The organism is Staphylococcus sp. NWU MKU2 (genome assembly GCF_033283605.1).
In the GTDB taxonomy this organism is placed as follows: Bacteria; Bacillota; Bacilli; order Staphylococcales; family Staphylococcaceae; genus Staphylococcus; species Staphylococcus haemolyticus.
Genome location: NZ_JAVSMH010000002.1, coordinates 171,458 through 190,817, shown reverse-complemented (window position 1 = coordinate 190,817; position 19,360 = coordinate 171,458). Strand labels below are relative to the sequence as shown.

General features: G+C 31.5%; 14 protein-coding genes and 1 riboswitch. Of the genes, 1 reads left to right on the top strand and 13 read right to left on the bottom strand.

Annotated elements, in window-relative coordinates:
• Positions 1-43: 43 nt before the first annotated feature.
• Positions 44-219, bottom strand: a riboswitch (Lysine riboswitch).
• A 49-nt stretch (positions 220-268) separates the two neighbouring features.
• From thrS to SBL15_RS04285, 12 genes are all read right to left on the bottom strand, one after another.
• Positions 269-2,206: a threonine--tRNA ligase gene (gene thrS, locus SBL15_RS04340; RefSeq protein WP_107611719.1), complete on the bottom strand. Its 1,938-nt coding sequence runs from the start codon at positions 2,204-2,206 to the stop codon at positions 269-271.
• A 320-nt stretch (positions 2,207-2,526) separates the two neighbouring features.
• Complete coding sequence (gene dnaI / locus SBL15_RS04335) at positions 2,527-3,447, bottom strand: primosomal protein DnaI (protein ID WP_037536791.1); 921 nt, start codon at positions 3,445-3,447, stop codon at positions 2,527-2,529.
• Positions 3,448-4,833 (bottom strand): replication initiation and membrane attachment family protein, encoded by a 1,386-nt coding sequence (locus SBL15_RS04330; protein ID WP_317955273.1) that lies wholly within the window; start codon positions 4,831-4,833, stop codon positions 3,448-3,450.
• Positions 4,834-5,304, bottom strand: a complete 471-nt coding sequence (nrdR, locus tag SBL15_RS04325) for a transcriptional regulator NrdR (RefSeq protein WP_011275538.1) — start codon at positions 5,302-5,304, stop codon at positions 4,834-4,836.
• Positions 5,305-5,559: 255 nt separating this feature from the next.
• Positions 5,560-6,585 (bottom strand): type I glyceraldehyde-3-phosphate dehydrogenase, encoded by a 1,026-nt coding sequence (gap, locus tag SBL15_RS04320; RefSeq protein WP_107611717.1) that lies wholly within the window; start codon positions 6,583-6,585, stop codon positions 5,560-5,562.
• Positions 6,586-6,805: 220 nt separating this feature from the next.
• Positions 6,806-7,414, bottom strand: a complete 609-nt coding sequence (coaE, locus tag SBL15_RS04315; RefSeq protein ID WP_037536797.1) for a dephospho-CoA kinase — start codon at positions 7,412-7,414, stop codon at positions 6,806-6,808.
• A 16-nt stretch (positions 7,415-7,430) separates the two neighbouring features.
• The gene (gene mutM / locus SBL15_RS04310) at positions 7,431-8,303 is read right to left on the bottom strand and encodes a bifunctional DNA-formamidopyrimidine glycosylase/DNA-(apurinic or apyrimidinic site) lyase (protein WP_037536799.1); all 873 of its coding nucleotides are present in this window, start codon (positions 8,301-8,303) and stop codon (positions 7,431-7,433) included.
• Positions 8,304-8,318: 15 nt separating this feature from the next.
• Positions 8,319-10,949 (bottom strand): DNA polymerase I, encoded by a 2,631-nt coding sequence (polA, locus tag SBL15_RS04305; RefSeq protein ID WP_317955270.1) that lies wholly within the window; start codon positions 10,947-10,949, stop codon positions 8,319-8,321.
• 242 nt (positions 10,950-11,191) lie between these two features.
• Complete coding sequence (pnpS, locus tag SBL15_RS04300; protein WP_317955268.1) at positions 11,192-12,889, bottom strand: two-component system histidine kinase PnpS; 1,698 nt, start codon at positions 12,887-12,889, stop codon at positions 11,192-11,194.
• Complete coding sequence (locus SBL15_RS04295; RefSeq protein WP_037536805.1) at positions 12,889-13,599, bottom strand: response regulator transcription factor; 711 nt, start codon at positions 13,597-13,599, stop codon at positions 12,889-12,891. Before SBL15_RS04295 ends, pnpS begins: the two co-directional genes overlap by 1 nt.
• A 368-nt stretch (positions 13,600-13,967) precedes the next feature.
• Positions 13,968-15,236, bottom strand: a complete 1,269-nt coding sequence (gene icd / locus SBL15_RS04290) for an NADP-dependent isocitrate dehydrogenase (protein ID WP_016930833.1) — start codon at positions 15,234-15,236, stop codon at positions 13,968-13,970.
• Positions 15,237-15,279: 43 nt separating this feature from the next.
• Positions 15,280-16,398 (bottom strand): citrate synthase, encoded by a 1,119-nt coding sequence (locus SBL15_RS04285; RefSeq protein WP_107611714.1) that lies wholly within the window; start codon positions 16,396-16,398, stop codon positions 15,280-15,282.
• 349 nt (positions 16,399-16,747) lie between these two features.
• On the opposite strand from SBL15_RS04285, the gene SBL15_RS04280 reads away from it, so the two are divergent.
• Complete coding sequence (locus SBL15_RS04280; protein WP_317955266.1) at positions 16,748-18,109, top strand: amino acid permease; 1,362 nt, start codon at positions 16,748-16,750, stop codon at positions 18,107-18,109.
• A 118-nt stretch (positions 18,110-18,227) separates the two neighbouring features.
• Here SBL15_RS04280 and SBL15_RS04275 read toward each other — a convergent pair whose 3' ends face one another.
• Positions 18,228-19,205, bottom strand: a complete 978-nt coding sequence (locus tag SBL15_RS04275; RefSeq protein WP_037536813.1) for a tRNA dihydrouridine synthase — start codon at positions 19,203-19,205, stop codon at positions 18,228-18,230.
• Between the last annotated feature and the right edge of the window lie 155 nt (positions 19,206-19,360).

The following is a 19,360-nucleotide window of genomic DNA, read 5'->3' as shown; positions in this document are numbered from 1 at the left end:
AAAATGGTTGCATACCTTTAGATATGCAACCATCTGCTTAATCTATGTCGGTAGCACATCACAAATTGTGACAGTACAGTTTCTATTCGATAACTGTCCCAACAAATGATAATTAAGGGTATCATTAATTTCGGCATCTTTACCTTCCACACTTTCAACATACGTTCCTTAATAACTTCTGAAGTGTTACTAATTAAAGACGCAACCTCTAACTCTTTTTTTAATTAACTATATAGTAATATACATTAAGCTATCATTTTTATCAAGACTATCTATGTTTTTTCAAACGAATTTCATCTACTAAATTCCAAATAAATTCATCTTTTTCAACTGTTTCTTGATCTTGAGAGCCGTATTTACGTACATTGACTTGGTTGTTTTCAACTTCTTTATCACCAACAACTATTTGATAAGGTATTTTTTGCATTTGTGCTTCACGAATTTTGTATCCCATTTTTTCATTACGATCATCAATTTCTACACGTACACCTTGTGATTTTAATTCATCTTGTAAATTTCTAGCATAGTCATAATGTAAGTCAACATTAACAGGTATTATTTCAACTTGTTTAGGTGCTAACCAAGTTGGGAATGCACCCTTAGTTTCTTCAGTTAAGAACGCTACAAATCGTTCCATAGTTGAAACTACGCCACGATGAATAACTACTGGACGATGATTTTCACCATCGCTACCGATGTATGTTAATTCAAAACGCTCTGGCAATAAGAAATCAATTTGAGCAGTTGATAAAGTTTCTTCTTTACCCATAGCAGTCTTAACTTGAACATCTAGTTTAGGACCATAGAATGCCGCTTCACCAATTGCTTCAACATATGGTAATCCCATTTCATCGACTGCTTCTTTTAACATAGTCTCAGCTTTGTTCCACATTTCATCATCATCCATATACTTCTCTTTATCTTCAGGATCTCTGTAACTTAATCTGAATGTGTAATCTTCAAAGCCAAAGTCACTATATACTTCTTGAATCATGTTAACAACACGTTTAAATTCATCTTTAATTTGATCAGGTCTAACAAATATGTGTGAATCGTTTAATGTCATTCCACGTACACGTTGTAATCCTGATACTGCACCACTGGCTTCATATCTGTGCATAGTTCCTAATTCTGCAATACGGATAGGTAGTTCACGATAAGAATGAGGACGATTATTATAGACCATCATATGATGTGGACAGTTCATAGGTCGTAATACCATTTCTTCTGTTTCGTCTAATTTCATTGGTGGGAACATATCATCTCTATAATGATCCCAGTGTCCAGAAGTTTTGTATAACTCAACATTTGCTAACACTGGAGTATATACATGGTCATAACCCATACTTACCTCTTTATCAACTATATAACGTTCAATTTCTCTACGAATTGTAGCTCCATTAGGTAACCATAATGGAAGACCTGCACCTACTAATTGATTGTTAGTGAAAAGCTCTAAATCTTTACCAATTCGACGATGATCACGCTCACGACGTTCTTCAAGCATCTCTAAATGTGCTTTCAAATCTTTTTTATCAAAGAATGCTGTACCATAAATACGCTGTAACATTTTGTTATTGCTATCCCCACGCCAATATGCACCGGCAGTTGAAAGTAATTTAAATTCTTTGATTTTTGAAGTTGAAGGAACGTGTACACCACGACATAAATCAGTAAATTCACCTTGTGAATATAAAGTAACACTTTCATCTTCAGGTATAGCGTCAATTAATTCCAATTTATAAGGATCATCTTTGAAGAATGATTTAGCTTCTTCTCTTGATACAACTTTACGTTCAATTTTATGATTTTCATCAACGATTTGCTTCATCGTTTTTTCAATTTTTTCAAAATCATCTGACGAAACCTTTTCATCCATATCAAAATCATAATAGAACCCACCGTCTATAACAGGGCCAACTCCAAACTTAACATCCCCATATAAACGTTTTAAAGCTTGAGCCATTAAATGGGCGGTAGAATGACGTAAAACTTCAAGCGCTTCATCACTACCTGGAGTCACAATTTCAATTGAACCATCTTCTTCTAATGGTCTAGTTAAATCAACCATTTGATTATTAAATTTACCAGCAACCGCTTTTTTTCTTAATCCAGGGCTAATTGATTGTGCAATTTCTTCAGTTGTTACGCCATTATCAAACGCTTTCGAATTACCATCTGGGAATTGAACATTTATTTGATCCATTATAAAACCTCCATAAATAAATTCTAATTTCAATTAAATTCTAATTTCGTTGAAATAAAAAAACTCGCCCCTAAAAAAGGGACGAGTTCGTCGTGGTACCACCCTAGTTATTTAGCAATAGCTAAATATCTCTACTTAAGATAACGGTCTTGAGCCGGGCATTGATTACCAACACCTAATGATGAAGGAGTAATAATTTAATTTGTTAGCTAATCTCTCATCATATATTAGCTCGCTGTATAACATGGATTAAATTATCATATCTTCAATTATTTCAACGATTAAGATTTATCTTAATTATACAATAGTTATTTTAAATTTCAATTGTTTCTTAAATTTTTACCATCCAAATAATATGGCGTTGATAAAGATTTAATTCGTTCAATAATTCTAGCAGCTTTTGTTTCTTCCGCACCTTCACGTGTAATAGATAAATGATGTTCTAGCTCATCAAAATTTAAATTCGATGAGAAAAACGTTGGTAGTTCTTGAACCATACGATAGTGTAACAATGGACCAATCACTTCATCTCTCACCCATGGTGTCACTTCTTCCGCACCTATATCGTCTATCATTAATATATTTGCCTCTCTTATTCGTTGTAACTTTGTTTCATAACTACCATCTCTGAAACCACTTTTGAGCGTGCGAATATACTCAGGTAAATAAACAATCGTAGAAGCAACACTTTTAGCTTTAAGTTGATTGGCAATTGCACCTAGAATAAATGATTTCCCTGTTCCAAATGGACCGTGAATATACATTCCTTTTACATTTTCTCCATTAACTAATTGTTTACAGATATCATTTACATTTTTAGCTATAACTAATCGGTTCAAATCAGTGTCATAAATATCTTTCATCTTAGCGTTTAATGTATCACGTTGCATATGGTGAGATGTGATTAAGTGAGAATTAAATCTTTCTTCATCGTGTTTAATTTTGCAAGGGCACATATTATAACGTATTTTAATTCTATTATTGTCGATATATAATTCAGGTACATGACCTTTAACAAAGTTCGGACAATTTTCATAATCATGTCCATCATAATTTTTTTGTTGATCTTTATACTCTTGTAACACATTTAAGTCATTATCAATGATTTCATTAGTCAATTCAGATTGATGTTCATTTAAAAATGATTTAACGTCAGGATCGTTAATAACTTGTTTTTTAATTTTAGCAATTCTTTTTTCTAAATCGCCATTTGATTTGATAATACTATTGAATGATTTCATTTAATCCTCCTCCCAATCGCGTTTTAGTTGTTCACGAAACGCAGCTCTTTCATTTTCAAACTGTTCTTGTTCTTCTTTAGTCGTTTCTTTATCAGTATTTTCTTGACCTCTATTTTTTAACCATTTAGGTGTTTTTTCTCTAGATACAATCTCACGTGATTTTGAATAACGTTTTCTTGATTGACGTAGGTCATTACCTTTATATTCTGATTTTGGTTCATTTGCTTTTAAAGCATAGTTATATGCTTCTTTTGCAGTCTTAATACCTAATTTTTTCCAATTAGATGCGATTTCTAAAATATATGTTTTAGGTAGTTTCATCTCATTTTTTAGCATTACAAATTGTAAAAGAATATTAATTACACCAAAGTTTAATTTCTCTCTTTCGACTAACTCTTCAATCATTTTCTTTTGTTGAAATGTTGGTTCTGATTCTGACCATGACGCCAACATATCTACTGGACTTGTTTCCTCTAACAATTGAAACCAATCATCATTTGAAGTGGGCTGACTTGAAGACACAGATTGATTGTTACTATTCACTTCATTTTGATTACTTGCCTTAGGCTCTAATTCAGGTAATTGTTGATTATGTTCAATTAAATAATACGAACGCGCATGCTTTCTCATTTCTTCGTATGATAATTGTTGATTACTTGTAATAGAATTCAATATAATTCGTTTCATAGCATCTTCTGTTAAACCATACAATGTAGCCAATTGAACAATTAAATCTCTAGCTTCTTTAGTTATAATTTCATCGCTAATAAAATGATGACGTAGCATTTCTTTTAAAATCTCAAAATCAAATGATACATTGGATAAATCTATACCATGATATGGTTTTTCTTTTTTAATTGATGAAGCATCAATAGTAACGCTTGAGTGTGGAATTTTAAAAACATCAGTAAACTTGCGAGTTACTTGTTGAAAACCACTTAAATCAAAATCATATTTTTTAAAATAATTTTTTAAGCTTTTAAAACGTTGTTTATCGACTTGGTTATATAGATAAATTGATAACATTGGATCATTAAAAAATTGATAGGCAGTTGGTGGCTGTATCAATTCGTAAATAAAAAATGATTGTTGTTCATCATGCTTTACATATGTTTTAAATAGACCGATTGCTTCCAATAAATCCATATACTGTCTAAATTCTGATAAATTCATTTTCAATTCATTCATTATTGTGTAATGCGTTAATGTGTCATCACTATTCACGAATTGATTCATAAAGTGATATGTACCTATCGCTTGCGCGCCAATTAATGGCATATACAATCTATTAAGTATTTCCAAATGATTATGATTAAATTGGAACTGACGATACACTTTAAAACCGTCATGTGGACTCAAACCATACTCATACGATTGTAAACTCATTTATAGATCACTCCGTTTATTATCGTTCAAGATACCTTGCATTGATGCTAACAATTGATCAACATCTTTAAACTCTTTATAAACTGAAGCAAATCTCACATAAGAAACTTGATCGACATGCATCAACAGGTTCATAACATGTTCACCAATATCTCGTGAAGATATTTCAGTTTGTCCGCTATCACGTAGCTGCCATTCAACTTTATTAGTAATATCTTCTAATTGTTGATAACGTACTGGTCTCTTTTCACAAGATCTAACAAGACCATTTAAAATTTTCTCTCTTAAAAATTGTTCTCGAGTTCCATCTTTTTTTACGACAATCAATGGACTTACTTCTATATGTTCGAACGTCGTAAATCGAGTACCACAATTTTCGCATTCTCTTCTTCTTCTAATTGCATTTGCATCATCCGCATGTCTAGAATCAACTACACGCGAATGTGTTGAACTACATTTTGGGCATTTCATATCTTTCACCCTCTTGAATAGATTATGATTCATTATACTATAAAAGCATTCTTGACAAAAGAAGTCTAATCCTCATTTAAATTAAACTAAAACAAAAGTATCTTAATAAGAATCTAGTTTTATGCATAATATATTTCTTAAATGACAAGAATGTGTGAAAGTTTAAATACAAAATCACATAAAAATAAAATACGAGACTATCAAATCTTAGTGAAAAGATTTAACAGTCTCGTATTAATTTACATTAATGTCTCGTTAGTTAGCCGTTGCAACATTTTCAGAGCCAATTAATTTAGCAATTTGTTGAGCAACTTCAACTACTCTATTTGAGTAGCCCCACTCATTATCATACCATGCAATCACTTTTACTTTATTATCATCCATCACAATTGTGTTTTGAGCGTCAATAACTGCTGAATTAGGATTTGTATTGAAGTCCATTGATACTAGTGGCGCCTCTTCTACATCGAGAATACCATCTAGGCCAACATTTCTAAATGCATCATTGACTTGTTCAGCTGTAACATCTTCTTTTAAATCTACAACTAAGTCTACAAGTGACACGTTTTTAGTTGGCACACGTAAAGCTAAGCCATGCAATTTACCTTCTAATTCTGGAAGTACTTCTTTTAAAGCTTTAGCTGCGCCAGTTGAAGTTGGAATAATACTTTCATTACATGAACGTGCACGACGTAAATCTTTATGCGGATTATCAATATTATTTTGATCGTTAGTAATCGCGTGTACTGTTGTCATAAGACCGTTAACGATGCCAAATTTATCATTAAGCACTTTTGCTACCGGACCAATACAGTTAGTTGTACAAGATGCATTACTAAAAATGTCATATGTATCTACATCTAATTGGTTATCATTTACCCCTTTAACCACCATTTGTACATGGCCACCCTTAGAAGGACCAGTTAGTAACACTTTTTTAGCACCTGCATTAATATGGCCTATTGCTTTATCGCCATGGTTAAATTTACCTGTAGCTTCAATTACAATATCAATGTCTAAGTCTTTCCAAGGTAAATTTTCAGGGTTACGGTCAGAAACAAGTTTAATATCTTGTCCATCGACACGGATACCGTTCTCAATTGGTTCAACTTTTTTATCAAATCTACCATGAGTAGTATCGTAATTTATTAGATGCGCAATTGTTTCAGGTGGATAGCTTGCGTTGATCGCTACAACATTTAAATCTTCTTTATGTAATGCGATTCTTAACACCATTCTACCTATTCTACCCATACCATTAATTGCAATATTTGTTGACATTTAAAGCACCCCTTGATTGTTTGTTTATATGTTATACTTTATAAAAATAGTGTAACATAATAATTTAATTTTGAAAGCGTTTTCTATTAATTTTAAAAAATTTTTTAATCGACAATATTTGATTAACAAAAAAGCTCTAATAGACTTATCTATGTAAAAATTTGACATTTACATCATTCATCTACTAGAGCCGAAGCATAAATAATTGCTTAAGCAAATTTTATATATCTTTGTTAATAAAACCTTTATCAGTCAATAGCTGTTCTAAGTTTTGTTTCAGTTCCAACTTATCCCCTAGGTTATCAATAACATGGTCTGCCATTCTACTCTTTTTATCTATTGATATTTGACTATAAACGCGCGCTTTCGCATCCTCTAATGACAATTGATTTCGCTCCATCAATCTCTCAATTTGAATACTTTCAGACGTATATACTAACCATACTTCATCAACTGTATTTTGTAATTCATTTTCAAAAAGAAGCGGGATATCCATTATGACATCATAACCTTGATTAAGATATGATTGCTTTTCTTCTTCCATTATTTCTCTAACTATAGGATGCACAATATCGTTTAACTCTAAACGTTTCTCTGGGTGATTAAAAACAATTTCACCTACATATTTGCGATCCATTTCACCTTCATCAGTAATAGCACTATCACCAAAAGCTGCTCTAACTTGTTCTAAACCTTTGGTTCCTTTTGCAACAGCTTTTCTTGCAGCTATATCAGCATCTACAACTTTAAAACCAAATGCTGTTAATAACTCAGAAACCGTTGACTTTCCAGTGGCAATACCACCTGTTAATCCAATAACTTTTGGCATAAATATTCACTCACCTTTATTTCTGACAATGTGGACAAAAATGACTATTTCGCGATGCAATGACTTTTTGCTCAATGTCATGACCACATATTTTACATGTCTTTTGTTTATATACATTTAAGTGTAATTGCATTTCTCCTGTCTTGCCATCAGCATGACGATAATCAGAAATGCTAGTACCGCCATTATTTATACCCTCATTTAATACTTCTTGAACATAATAAAATAACATTTGTCGTTCTTGATTAGACACATCTTTTACTTTCCTCTCAGGTAAAACGCCCGCTCTAAATAACGCTTCACATGCATAAATATTTCCACAACCTGCTATCATTTTATGATCAAGCAACATTTGTTTAATAGGTTTGTTTTGATATTTCTTAAGTTTAATCCGGTCTAAAAAATAGTTTAATGCTTTGTCATCAAAAGGTTCAGGCGCAATTTCAAGAAAAGCTGGATAATCATTATAAGTAGCCAGATTTCTTAGTTCACCAAATCGTCTAATATCAGAATAAACGAGTTGTTTACCATTATCTAAATGAAACACGACATGCCAATGTTTTCGATAGTTAGGTGTACTAATATCTGATAATTTATCGACAATAAAAAATCCGCCTGCCATACCTAAATGACTTAATATAATACGCTGGTTGTTATTTTTTTCAATAGTGAAGACAATATATTTACTTCTTCTATCAACGGATTTTATTTTAAAACTTTCACTATTCAATCTGAAACCATCCAGATTAATTCCTTTGATAATTGTCTCTTTTCCTTGTTGTTTACCCTCAATAACTTTGTTTGAAAATGTCACACTTTTAATAGTTGCATTCAATATATAAGGCTCTATACCCCTTTTAACGTGTTCAACCTCTGGTAATTCTGGCATTTCTAATTCCTCTTTCTATTTTGCATCATACCATGTAGATCCATAGTTAGAATCTACTTTTAACGGCACATCTAATTGTAATGCGTGTTCCATAATTTCCTCAACAAATAAACTAAAATCTTCAACTTCATTTTCAGGTACTTCGAAAATTAATTCATCATGTACTTGAAGTAATAATTGGGCATGATAAGACGTTTGTTTAATTTGTCTATCAAACTCGACCATTGCTAATTTAATAATATCTGCTGCACTACCCTGTATTGGAGTATTCATTGCCGTACGTTCAGCAAAACCTCTCAAATTAAAGTTTCTACTATTAATATCTGGTATATATCTACGACGGTGCAATAATGTTTCAACATATCCATCTGCTTTCCCATCTTTGACAATATCAGACATGTATTGTTTTACACCTGGGAAACTTGCCAAATAATCATCTATAAATGCTTTTGCTTTTTTTCGAGTAATGTTCAAGCTCTGGCTTAAACCATAATCACTAATACCATACACTATTCCAAAGTTAACAGCTTTAGCTTGTCTTCTCATTAAAGCGTTAACTTCATTCGCTTCTACATCAAATACTTTCATCGCAGTAGCAGTATGAACATCTCTTTCATGGATAAATGCTTCTTTCATACTTTCATCTTGGGTAATATGAGCTAGTACACGTAATTCAATTTGAGAGTAATCAGCTGATAATATCACACTATCATTTGAAGTAGGCTTAAAAGCTTTTCTAATCTTACGTCCTTCTTCAAGACGGACTGGTATATTTTGTAAATTAGGATCTACACTTGATAAACGACCAGTTTGCGCTAATGTTTGATTGAAGCGAGTATGAATTCTGTTATCTTTACTTATGACTTTTTGTAATCCCTCTACATAAGTGGATTGTAATTTTGATAATTGACGATATTCAAGTATATAGTCAATGATTGGGTGCTGACCTTGTAATTGCTCCAACACATCAACTGCAGTAGAATATCCAGTTTTTGTTTTTTTAATGACTGGTAGTTCTAGTGTTTCAAATAATACTACACCTAATTGTTTAGGAGAGTTAATGTTAAATTCTTCCCCCGCCGCTTCGTGAATATTACTTATTAGTAAATCTAATTTTTCTTGGATTTCAGACTGCATTTGTTTTAAATCATTAATATCCGTATAAATTCCTGTTTCTTCCATTTCACTTAAGATACGTGCAAGTGGAAGCTCTAAATTTAACAATAGATCAGTTTGTTGGTGTGATTCTAATTCAGTAACCATTTCAGGTTTGCAGGCATAAATTGCCTCTGTGATTGTAGCAATATGCTTATTTAAAATTGCGTCTTCTGGAACATGTCGCTTTTTCCCTTTTCCATAAATTGAAATATCATCTTGGACATATTTTTGATTATAATTACTTACTACAGAGTTCACATCATCTATCGTTCTCGATGGATCAATAATATAACTTGCTAACATAACATCAAATACAATATTTTTTATATCTATATCTAATCTATGCGCAACAACGTATGTTTTTTTAGCATCATAAACAATTTTTTCTGTAGTCTCATTCTCTAGCCATTTAATCAATTCAGGATATTCCTTTAGTTGATCGGAGGCTATTACAACATGGTCCACTCCATCATAAAATCCAAATTTTAAAATTGTATCCTGTAAGTAATTGGTACCATCTACTTCGATGTGAATCACAGCTTCTTTTAATTCTTTAAAATTTATGGTGTTAAAATCATTACTCACTTCAATGACTTTATCTTCGTGTTTCTCTTCAGTATTATTACTATCTATATCAGATAATAATTGTTTGAATTCTAACTTTTTGAATAATTCAATTTTATCTTTATTATCATCTTGATTTTTTAGCTCAGTATCTTGTAATGCAACTTCAATTGGGCTATCTTTATTAATTGTTGCTAATTCTTTACTCATGAATGCATCTTCACGACTGTTTTCAAGTTTTTCCTTTAATTTTTTTCCTGAAACAGATTCTATATTGTCATAAACACCTTCAACAGTATTGAATTGTTTCAATAGTTTGATAGCCGTCTTTTCACCTACACCAGCAACACCAGGGATGTTATCAGATGTGTCACCCATAAGACCTTTCATATCTATAATTTGACTTGGATTGAGTCCCTCATATTTTTCATTAATGAATTCTGGAGTATAATGATCAACATCTGTTACACCTTTCTTAGTGTAATAAATTGTAACATTATCAGTTGCTAACTGTGTTAAATCTCGATCACCAGTAACAATAATCGTTTCAAACCCTTGCTCGTTAGCTTCTTTACTTAATGTGCCTATAATATCATCAGCCTCATAATTTTCTAACTCATAGTGCTTTATATGGTAAGTATCTAATAATTGTCGAATGTATGGGAACTGTTCGCTTAACTCAGGTGGGGTACTCTGTCTTCCGCCTTTGTATTCACTAAATTTTGAATGTCTAAATGTTGTTTTGCCGGCGTCAAACGCAACTAAAAAGTGTGTTGGTTGTTCTTCTCTTATAATCTTTTCCAATAACATAGCAAAACCGTATACAGCATTCGTATGTATTCCTGCTTTGTTAGAAAGTAGTGGTAATGCATAAAATGCTCTAAAACTTAAACTATTACCATCAATTAAAACTAATTTATTCAAAGCGTATACCTCCAGAGTGATTTTATTATATTTTAGCATATAACCTGTGGCATAACGAATGTATGGTTTATACAATAACTTTTCACACTCTACATTACTTATTTAAATAAAAAAGGCACTTTCATATCCTCAACCAATTTTTGGTGCAAGTATACGAAAGGCCTTAAAATAATAGTAATAATTATTAATCAAAATAAAAGTTCTAGTACCTCGATATTTTAGTCATTCTTTATTGAACGATATTATTCTTGTTCATCTAAAAATGAAACTTTAAATAGCGAGCCTTCACCAATATTGCTTTCGACATTAATCGTTCCATGGTGTGCCTCTACTATATGTTTTGTTATAGATAAACCTAAACCTGTACCGCCTGAATCTCTACTTCTTGCTTTATCCACCCGATAAAATCTTTCGAAAATATGCTTTTGATCACTTTTATCTATTCCAATACCAAAGTCTTGTATTTCTAAATTTACTTCATGTCCTTCTCTATAAACTCTTACAATAACCTCATTATTTTCTAGTGAATAATTAATTGCATTTGATAGTAAATTAGTAATGACTTGTGCGATTTTGTTTTCATGTGCTTCTATAATGACATCTTTTTCTATATCGGATACTATTTTAATATTTTTATATCTTGCTTGGTTTTGTAAGTTATCAATAGTTGTGTAAGCAAGCTCTGATAAATTCATAAATGCTGTTTCTATCTCTGTTTGTTGTTCGATATGTGATAAATCCAATAAATCCATAACGAGTGACTCAATACGATTAGATTCTTTTAAAATAATATTTAAGAACATATCAAGTGATTCTTCATCGTTTTTCGCACCTTCGATAAGTGTTTCAGCGAAGCCTTTAATAGATGTAATAGGTGTTTTAAGCTCATGAGATACATTGGCAACAAACTCGCGACGCAAGTTTTCCAATTTTTTCAAATTTGTTATGTCATGCATTACTACAACCATACCTTGTAACTTTTTCTTAGATTTACTTAGTATTGGAACACATGACAAATCGAAATATTTATGATGAACATTATTTAATAAAATTTCTATCTGATCATATAGTGGCTTTTCAGTTTTAAAACTTTCTAGAATTAATTGTTGAATTTTAGGATCTAAATATGATGTATAGTTTTTATTTTCAACCTTACCGTTTGTCCTAAACAACTCATAGTATGCATGATTGGCCACAACAATTTCACCATGTTTGTCGATCATTAATACTGAACTTGGTATATTTTCTAATGTTGTTTTTAATCGATTTGATTGCATTTTTTGTTTATTATTAAGCTTTTGTAAACGTCTTGCAAGATCGTTAGTTGTGACAAATAGCGCTTTTGTCTCCTTAACATTGCTTTCAGGTACTCTAACATGATAGTATCCATCAGCAATTAACGAGGTAGCATAAGTCACTTCATTAATCGGTCTAATATATGTACGATTGATACTTCTAACAGCTAAATAAATCGCTAAAAGAACAATAATTCCTATTAAAGATAAATACTTCCACATACTCTTCTGTAATTCAAGAATCTCAGTATTCATCCCACTTATGTATATCGTTTTGTCATTGACAGTTGTTTTAAATGTGTATCTAACCTGACCATTTTCTCTTTTATAAATGATATTTGATGGATTAGCTTCATTATCGATGTTATCATTTATTTTATTTTGGTTACCAGTTTGGTATATCACCTTACCATTTTCAGAAATTCTAACAATTAAATTTTGATTAGCTGAAATATTTTTAATTTCATTATTCTCATTTTGCTTGTTTAATTTCAAAAAATTTTCAGATACATGTTTGAGTTCCGTAACCTGAGCTGTTGATAATATTTGATAAATTGTATGATGAATAATGACGCCTAAACCAATAAAACTGATTATAGTAATTGTGCTTAATAGCAATAATAATCTATGATGAAATTTAAGCATTAAGCTTTAGGTCTCTCTAATTTATAACCAAGTCCACGAACAGTTTTAATTAATTTAGGTTGTTTCGGATTCTCTTCGAGTTTGTCTCTTAAATGACTTATATGAACATCAACAATCCGAGAATCTCCTGCGAATTCATAATTCCATACAGAATTTAACATGTGTTCTCGAGTGATTACTCGCCCTTGTCTTTCTATTAAATACAACAATAGTTCAAATTCTTTAGGAGTGAGTTCTAATAATTCATCATCTTTATATACCTCAAAGAATTCAGGTCTGATTCTAATATTTTCAATCAATATATCCTCATCATCAACATCTTCTTTTTCAATTTCACTAGCAAATTTCGATCTTCTCAAGATAGCTTTAACTCTCGCCACAACTTCTCTAGGAGAAAAAGGTTTTGTCATATAATCATCGGCACCTAATTCTAATCCTAATACACGATCAAACTCATCATCTTTTGCAGTTAACATTAAAATAGGTACTAAATTCTTATCAGAACGTATTGTTTTACATACTTCAATACCATCTTTTTTAGGTAACATTACATCTAAAACGACAAGTTCTGGTTGAATTTCATTTACCTTTTCCAAAGCTTCTTCACCATCGTAAGCTACCTCAACGATGTAACCAGCCGTTTCAAGATTATATTTAAGTAAAGTTACAATTGATTGCTCATCGTCAACCACTAATACTTTTTGTGACATAATGTGCCTCCCTGAATTAATATAACATTTCAATTTCATTATAACGGAAGTTAAAACAAAAATAACATACAACATATTAAATTTACATAATCTTAACAATCATATGATTATTTTCCTCATATTGAGTATTTATTTTATTATTTTTAAAAAATTATTAACATATTATAAATAAAATAAAGTTATTTGTTTTACTTCATAATAAAAAAGCGGAACAGAATTTAATATAAATTCATTGTTCCACTTTTATTAAAAATTGCTATGATCGAGAATGCCTTAAACTTGCGCTTTTGTTTTAACTACTACATTAGTGCAATGCATCGTCAATCTATTAATTTTTAAAAATTTTAAAATATTAATGTGTAATTAAATTACTTTAAGTTTTTAATTAACTCATCAGCGAATTCTGAAGTTGATACTTCAGTAGCACCATCCATTAAACGAGCAAAATCATAAGTTACAACTTTAGAAGCAATAGTAGCTTCAATTGCATCAGTAATCTTATCAGCGGCTTCTTGCCAACCTAAATGTTCTAACATTAGAACTGAACTTAATAATTCAGAAGATGGGTTAACTTTGTTTAAACCAGCATACTTAGGTGCAGTACCATGTGTTGCTTCGAAAATAGCGTGTCCAGACTCATAGTTAATGTTTGCACCTGGTGCAATTCCAATTCCGCCCACTTGAGCTGCTAAAGCATCTGAAATATAGTCACCATTTAAATTCATTGTAGCAACTACATCATGTTCTGCTGGACGAGTTAAAATTTGTTGTAAGAAAATGTCAGCGATAGAATCTTTAATAATGATTTTCCCATCTTGTTCAGCTTTTTCTTGAGCTTGATTTGCTGCATCTTTACCATCTTTTTCAACAATTTCATCATATTGTTGCCAAGTAAATACCTTATCAGCAAATTCATTATGAGCTACATCATAGCCCCATTGCTTAAATGCGCCTTCGGTGAATTTCATAATATTACCTTTATGAACAAGCGTAACAGTTTTACGGTTATTATCGATTGCATACTGAATTGCTGCTCTAACTAAACGTTCAGTACCTTCTTTAGAAACTGGTTTCACACCAATACCTGAAGTTTCTGGGAAGCGAATGTTAGTAGCACCCATTTCATTTTGTAAGAAATCAATGATTTTTTTAACTTCATCAGTACCTTCTTTAAATTCGATACCTGCATAAATATCTTCAGTATTTTCACGGAAGATAACCATATCAACATCTTGTGGACGTTTAACTGGTGAAGGGACACCTTTGAACCAACGAACTGGACGCAAGCATGTAAATAGGTCTAATTCTTGACGTAATGCAACATTTAATGAACGAATACCACCACCAATTGGTGTAGTTAAAGGTCCCTTAATAGCGATTAAATATTCTTTAATCGTGTCAAGCGTTTCTTGAGGTAACCATTCACCTGTTTCATCAAAAGCTTTTTGACCTGCTAGTACTTCTTTCCATTCAATACGTTTTTCGCCGTTATATGCTTTTTCAACAGCTGCATCAATAACGCGACTCGCTGCTTTCCAAATATCTGGGCCAATACCATCACCAATAATAAAAGGAATAATTGGTTCATTAGGTACATTTAATCCATCGTTAATTCTAGTAATTTTTTCAGCTGACATAATTTTACCTCCAAATATAGTGAAATCTATTAAAGTTTATAATTTATCTTTCTTCAATTGGTAAATACTTACGATTAGTTTCACCGACGTAATTAGCTCTAGGACGCATTATTCTATTATCACGATATTGTTCTAGAATATGTGCTGTCCAACCAGATGTACGACTTACCGCGAAAATTGGCGTGAATAAATCGTGTGGAATATCCATACTGTGATATACAGTAGCACTAAAGAAATCGACATTAGGAATAAGTCCTTTTTCTTCTTTCATACGTTTCTCAATAGCTATTGAAATATCATATAATTCACTTCTACCAGTTTCAGAAGTGATTTTTCGGCTCATCTCACGTAAATATTTAGCTCTTGGATCCCCGTCTTTGTATACTCTATGACCAAATCCCATGATTTTCTCTTTATTTTTGAATTTTTCATTTAAATAAGCATCAACTTCATCAACTGATTTAACATCAGCAAGCATGCTCATTACTTGTTCATTTGCTCCACCATGTAAAGGTCCTTTTAATGAACCCACAGCAGCTACAATACCTGAGTACATATCAGATAAAGAAGATACGGCACAACGTGCAGTAAATGCAGAAGCATTAAGTTCATGGTCAGCATGTAACACTAATGCTTTATTAAATGCTTCAACTTCAGTATCTGTTGGTAATTCTCCTCTTAACATATATAAGAAGTTAGCTGCATAACTTAAATCAGGATTAGGTTTAACAGGTTCTTTACCTTCACGAACACGCGCAAATGCTGTAACTAAAGATGCAATTTTCGCTTGAATACGTATTGCTCTTTCTTTTCTATTTTCTTCTGTTTCATTTTCAGCATCAGGATCAAAATGAGCAATATATGATACAGATGTACGTAGTGCCGTCATAGGATGCACATTATCAGTTGCGTATTCTTCAAAATGCTTATAAACTCTTGGGTTTAAAGTCATATAATGATTAAATTTTTCTCTTAATGCATCTAGTTCATCTTGAGTAGGCAATCTATAATTCCATAATAAAAACACTACTTCTTCGAACAATGCATTTTCTGCTAAATCATCAATATCGTATCCCGCATACGTTAATTGACTATCAATAATTGAACTGATTTTAGTTTCAGCTGCAATTACCCCTTCTAAACCTTTTTGTAATTCTGCCATAAGTAATTCCCCTTTTCTTATACATAATGTAATGGCTTTCAAATACTATTATAGCCAATGTGATAAGTTTTGTGAACGATTATATATCGCTCAATAAATGCTATTTAACTTTAAATTTTTAAACTTATTTTTACTTAAATACCCAATAAACGCCATTATATAAGCTTTCATTCCAATTTAAATTATGTAATTAATGAGAAAATATTGAAAATTTCAATTTAATTATCAAGCTTGATTACAATTATTTAATCTAAATTTAAAGGAATTTTTAGAAAAAATTCGAAAAATAATTGTCGAATTGAATTTATAAGTGCATAATAATATTAATTAAATGTAAGGGAGTTGTCTTATGGCTGAAGAAAAATTACAAAGAGGATTGAGTAATCGTCATGTGCAATTGATTGCTATTGGCGGCGCTATTGGTACTGGATTATTCTTGGGAGCAGGTCAAACAATAGCAATGACTGGTCCATCTATTCTATTAACTTATATTATTATAGGTTTCATGTTGTTCATGTTTATGAGAGGCTTAGGTGAGATTATAATTCAAAATACTCGCTTCAAATCTTTCGCCGATGTGACAAATGAATACATAGGACCGTTTGCTGGTTTTGTAACTGGTTGGACTTATTGGTTGTGCTGGATTATAACAGGTATGGCTGAAGTAACTGCCGTTGCTAAATATGTTAGTTTCTGGTTCCCTGCAATTCCAAACTGGGTTAGTGCACTATTCTGTGTACTAATATTAATGTTATTTAATTTGCTTAGTGCTAAATTATTTGGTGAATTAGAATTCTGGTTCGCTATAATTAAAATTATAACTATCATCGCTTTAATCGTTGTAGGTTTAGTCATGATTTTAATGGCATATAAAACTCAATTTGGACATGCGAGTTTTACAAATTTATATAAACATGGCATCTTTACTCACGGTGCATCTGGTTTCTTTATGTCATTCCAAATGGCATTCTTCTCATTTGTTGGTATTGAAATGATTGGTGTAACTGCTGGAGAAACTAAAGATCCTCAGAAAACAATTCCAAAAGCTATCAATGCTGTACCGTTAAGAATTTTAGTATTCTACGTTGGTGCATTAGCGGTAATTATGTCTATTATTCCTTGGGATAAAGTTGACCCTAGTGAAAGTCCATTTGTTAGATTATTCTCATTAATTGGTATTCCTTTCGCTGCTGGATTGATCAACTTTGTAGTATTAACTGCTGCAGCATCATCTTGTAATAGTGGAATATTCTCAAATAGTCGTATGTTATTTGGTTTATCAGAACAAGATCAAGCACCACCTATCTTTAGAAGTACTAATAAAAATGGTGTTCCTCATTTTGCTATTATTGGTTCATCTGCATTATTATTAGTAACAGCATTATTAAACTACATCTTCCCAGATGCTACGTTAGTGTTTACTTATGTAACAACAATTTCAACTGTATTATTTATTATCGTATGGGCATTAATTATTATTGCTTATATTAACTATCACAGAAAAAATCCTGAGCTACATAAAACTGTATCTTATAAACTTCCTGGTGGTAAATATATGGGTTACGCGATATTAGTATTCTTCTTCTTAGTATTTTGTTTATTATTTGTAAATGAAACAACTAGAAATGCTATTTTCTTAACTCCAATTTGGTTTATATTACTAGGTTTAATGTATTTGAGATATAGACAAGTTGCTAAGCATAATAAATAATTTAAAATTTTTATGAGATTATAATAGCCAGTAAATGAATTAACATAAAAATTCATTTACTGGCTTGTTATTTATAATAAACCTATTATCTAATAACTATATCTAATGTTTTAGAAAATTAATTTATATCTTCTTCAATTTTAGACTCAAATTCATCTAATAAATCGCGTGCTTCATCAACCGATTCTGTACTCATTAATTGATGACGTAATTGACTAGCTCCTTTAATCCCCTTCACATAAATCTTAAAAAATCTTCTTAAACTTTTGAATTGTTGACTTTCATCACTTGAATATTTCTCAAACAATGATAAATGCAATCTAAACAAATTCAATAGTTCTTTACTAGTATGTTCACGGGGTTCTTTTTCAAAAGCAAACGGATTATTAAAGATCCCTCTACCTATCATCACGCCATCAACACCATATTTCATCGCAAGTTCATGTCCAGTTTTTCTATCTGGAATATCTCCATTAATCGTTAGTAATGTATTAGGTGCGATATCATCTCTTAATTGTTTAATTGCTGCAATTAATTCCCAATGCGCATCTACTTTACTCATCTCTTTGCGTGTTCGAAGATGTATGGATAAATTTGCGATATCTTGTTTAAAAACGTGCTTTAACCAATCTTTCCACTCTTCAATATCATAATAACCTAAACGGGTTTTAACACTAACAGGTAATCCACCAGCTTTAGTAGCCTGAATAATCTCAGCAGCTGTTTCAGGTCTTAATATTAAACCAGAACCTTTACCTTTTTTTGCGACATTAGCTACTGGACATCCCATATTTAAATCTATACCTTTAAAACCCATTTCAGCTAAACCAAAGCTCATTTCTCTAAACTGTTCGGGTTTATCGCCCCATATATGTGCTACCATAGGCTGTTCATCTTCACTGAATGTCAATCTTCCACGAACACTATGAATACCTTCCGGATGGCAATAACTCTCAGTGTTTGTAAATTCAGTGAAAAAAACATCAGGTCTAGCAGCCTCACTAACAACATGTCGAAAAACGATATCAGTAACGTCCTCCATAGGTGCTAAAATAAAAAAAGGACGTGGTAATTCACTCCAAAAATTTTCTTTCATAATAATTAAACCTTCTTATAATAGTATATCTCAATTAATCCATGTTATATTACCACAAATTATAACCTTATTCAAAATGAAATTTTATAACTCAATTAACTTTCCTATTTGAAATTCTCATTTAATGAATTTCCTTCTAATGAAATGAAAAAACT

What these genes read in the sequence shown, in the direction of transcription:
- SBL15_RS04275 (WP_037536813.1), bottom strand. Translation starts at nt 19,205, where the DNA reads ATGAAAGAAAATTTTTGGAGTGAATTACCACGTCCTTTTTTTATTTTA.
- SBL15_RS04280 (WP_317955266.1), top strand. Translation starts at nt 16,748, where the DNA reads ATGGCTGAAGAAAAATTACAAAGAGGATTGAGTAATCGTCATGTGCAA.
- mutM (WP_037536799.1), bottom strand. Translation starts at nt 8,303, where the DNA reads ATGCCAGAATTACCAGAGGTTGAACACGTTAAAAGGGGTATAGAGCCT.
- icd (WP_016930833.1), bottom strand. Translation starts at nt 15,236, where the DNA reads ATGTCAGCTGAAAAAATTACTAGAATTAACGATGGATTAAATGTACCT.
- SBL15_RS04295 (WP_037536805.1), bottom strand. Translation starts at nt 13,599, where the DNA reads ATGTCACAAAAAGTATTAGTGGTTGACGATGAGCAATCAATTGTAACT.
- nrdR (WP_011275538.1), bottom strand. Translation starts at nt 5,304, where the DNA reads ATGAAATGCCCAAAATGTAGTTCAACACATTCGCGTGTAGTTGATTCT.
- gap (WP_107611717.1), bottom strand. Translation starts at nt 6,585, where the DNA reads ATGTCAACAAATATTGCAATTAATGGTATGGGTAGAATAGGTAGAATG.
- coaE (WP_037536797.1), bottom strand. Translation starts at nt 7,414, where the DNA reads ATGCCAAAAGTTATTGGATTAACAGGTGGTATTGCCACTGGAAAGTCA.
- pnpS (WP_317955268.1), bottom strand. Translation starts at nt 12,889, where the DNA reads ATGCTTAAATTTCATCATAGATTATTATTGCTATTAAGCACAATTACT.
- dnaI (WP_037536791.1), bottom strand. Translation starts at nt 3,447, where the DNA reads ATGAAATCATTCAATAGTATTATCAAATCAAATGGCGATTTAGAAAAA.
- SBL15_RS04330 (WP_317955273.1), bottom strand. Translation starts at nt 4,833, where the DNA reads ATGAGTTTACAATCGTATGAGTATGGTTTGAGTCCACATGACGGTTTT.
- thrS (WP_107611719.1), bottom strand. Translation starts at nt 2,206, where the DNA reads ATGGATCAAATAAATGTTCAATTCCCAGATGGTAATTCGAAAGCGTTT.
- SBL15_RS04285 (WP_107611714.1), bottom strand. Translation starts at nt 16,398, where the DNA reads ATGGCAGAATTACAAAAAGGTTTAGAAGGGGTAATTGCAGCTGAAACT.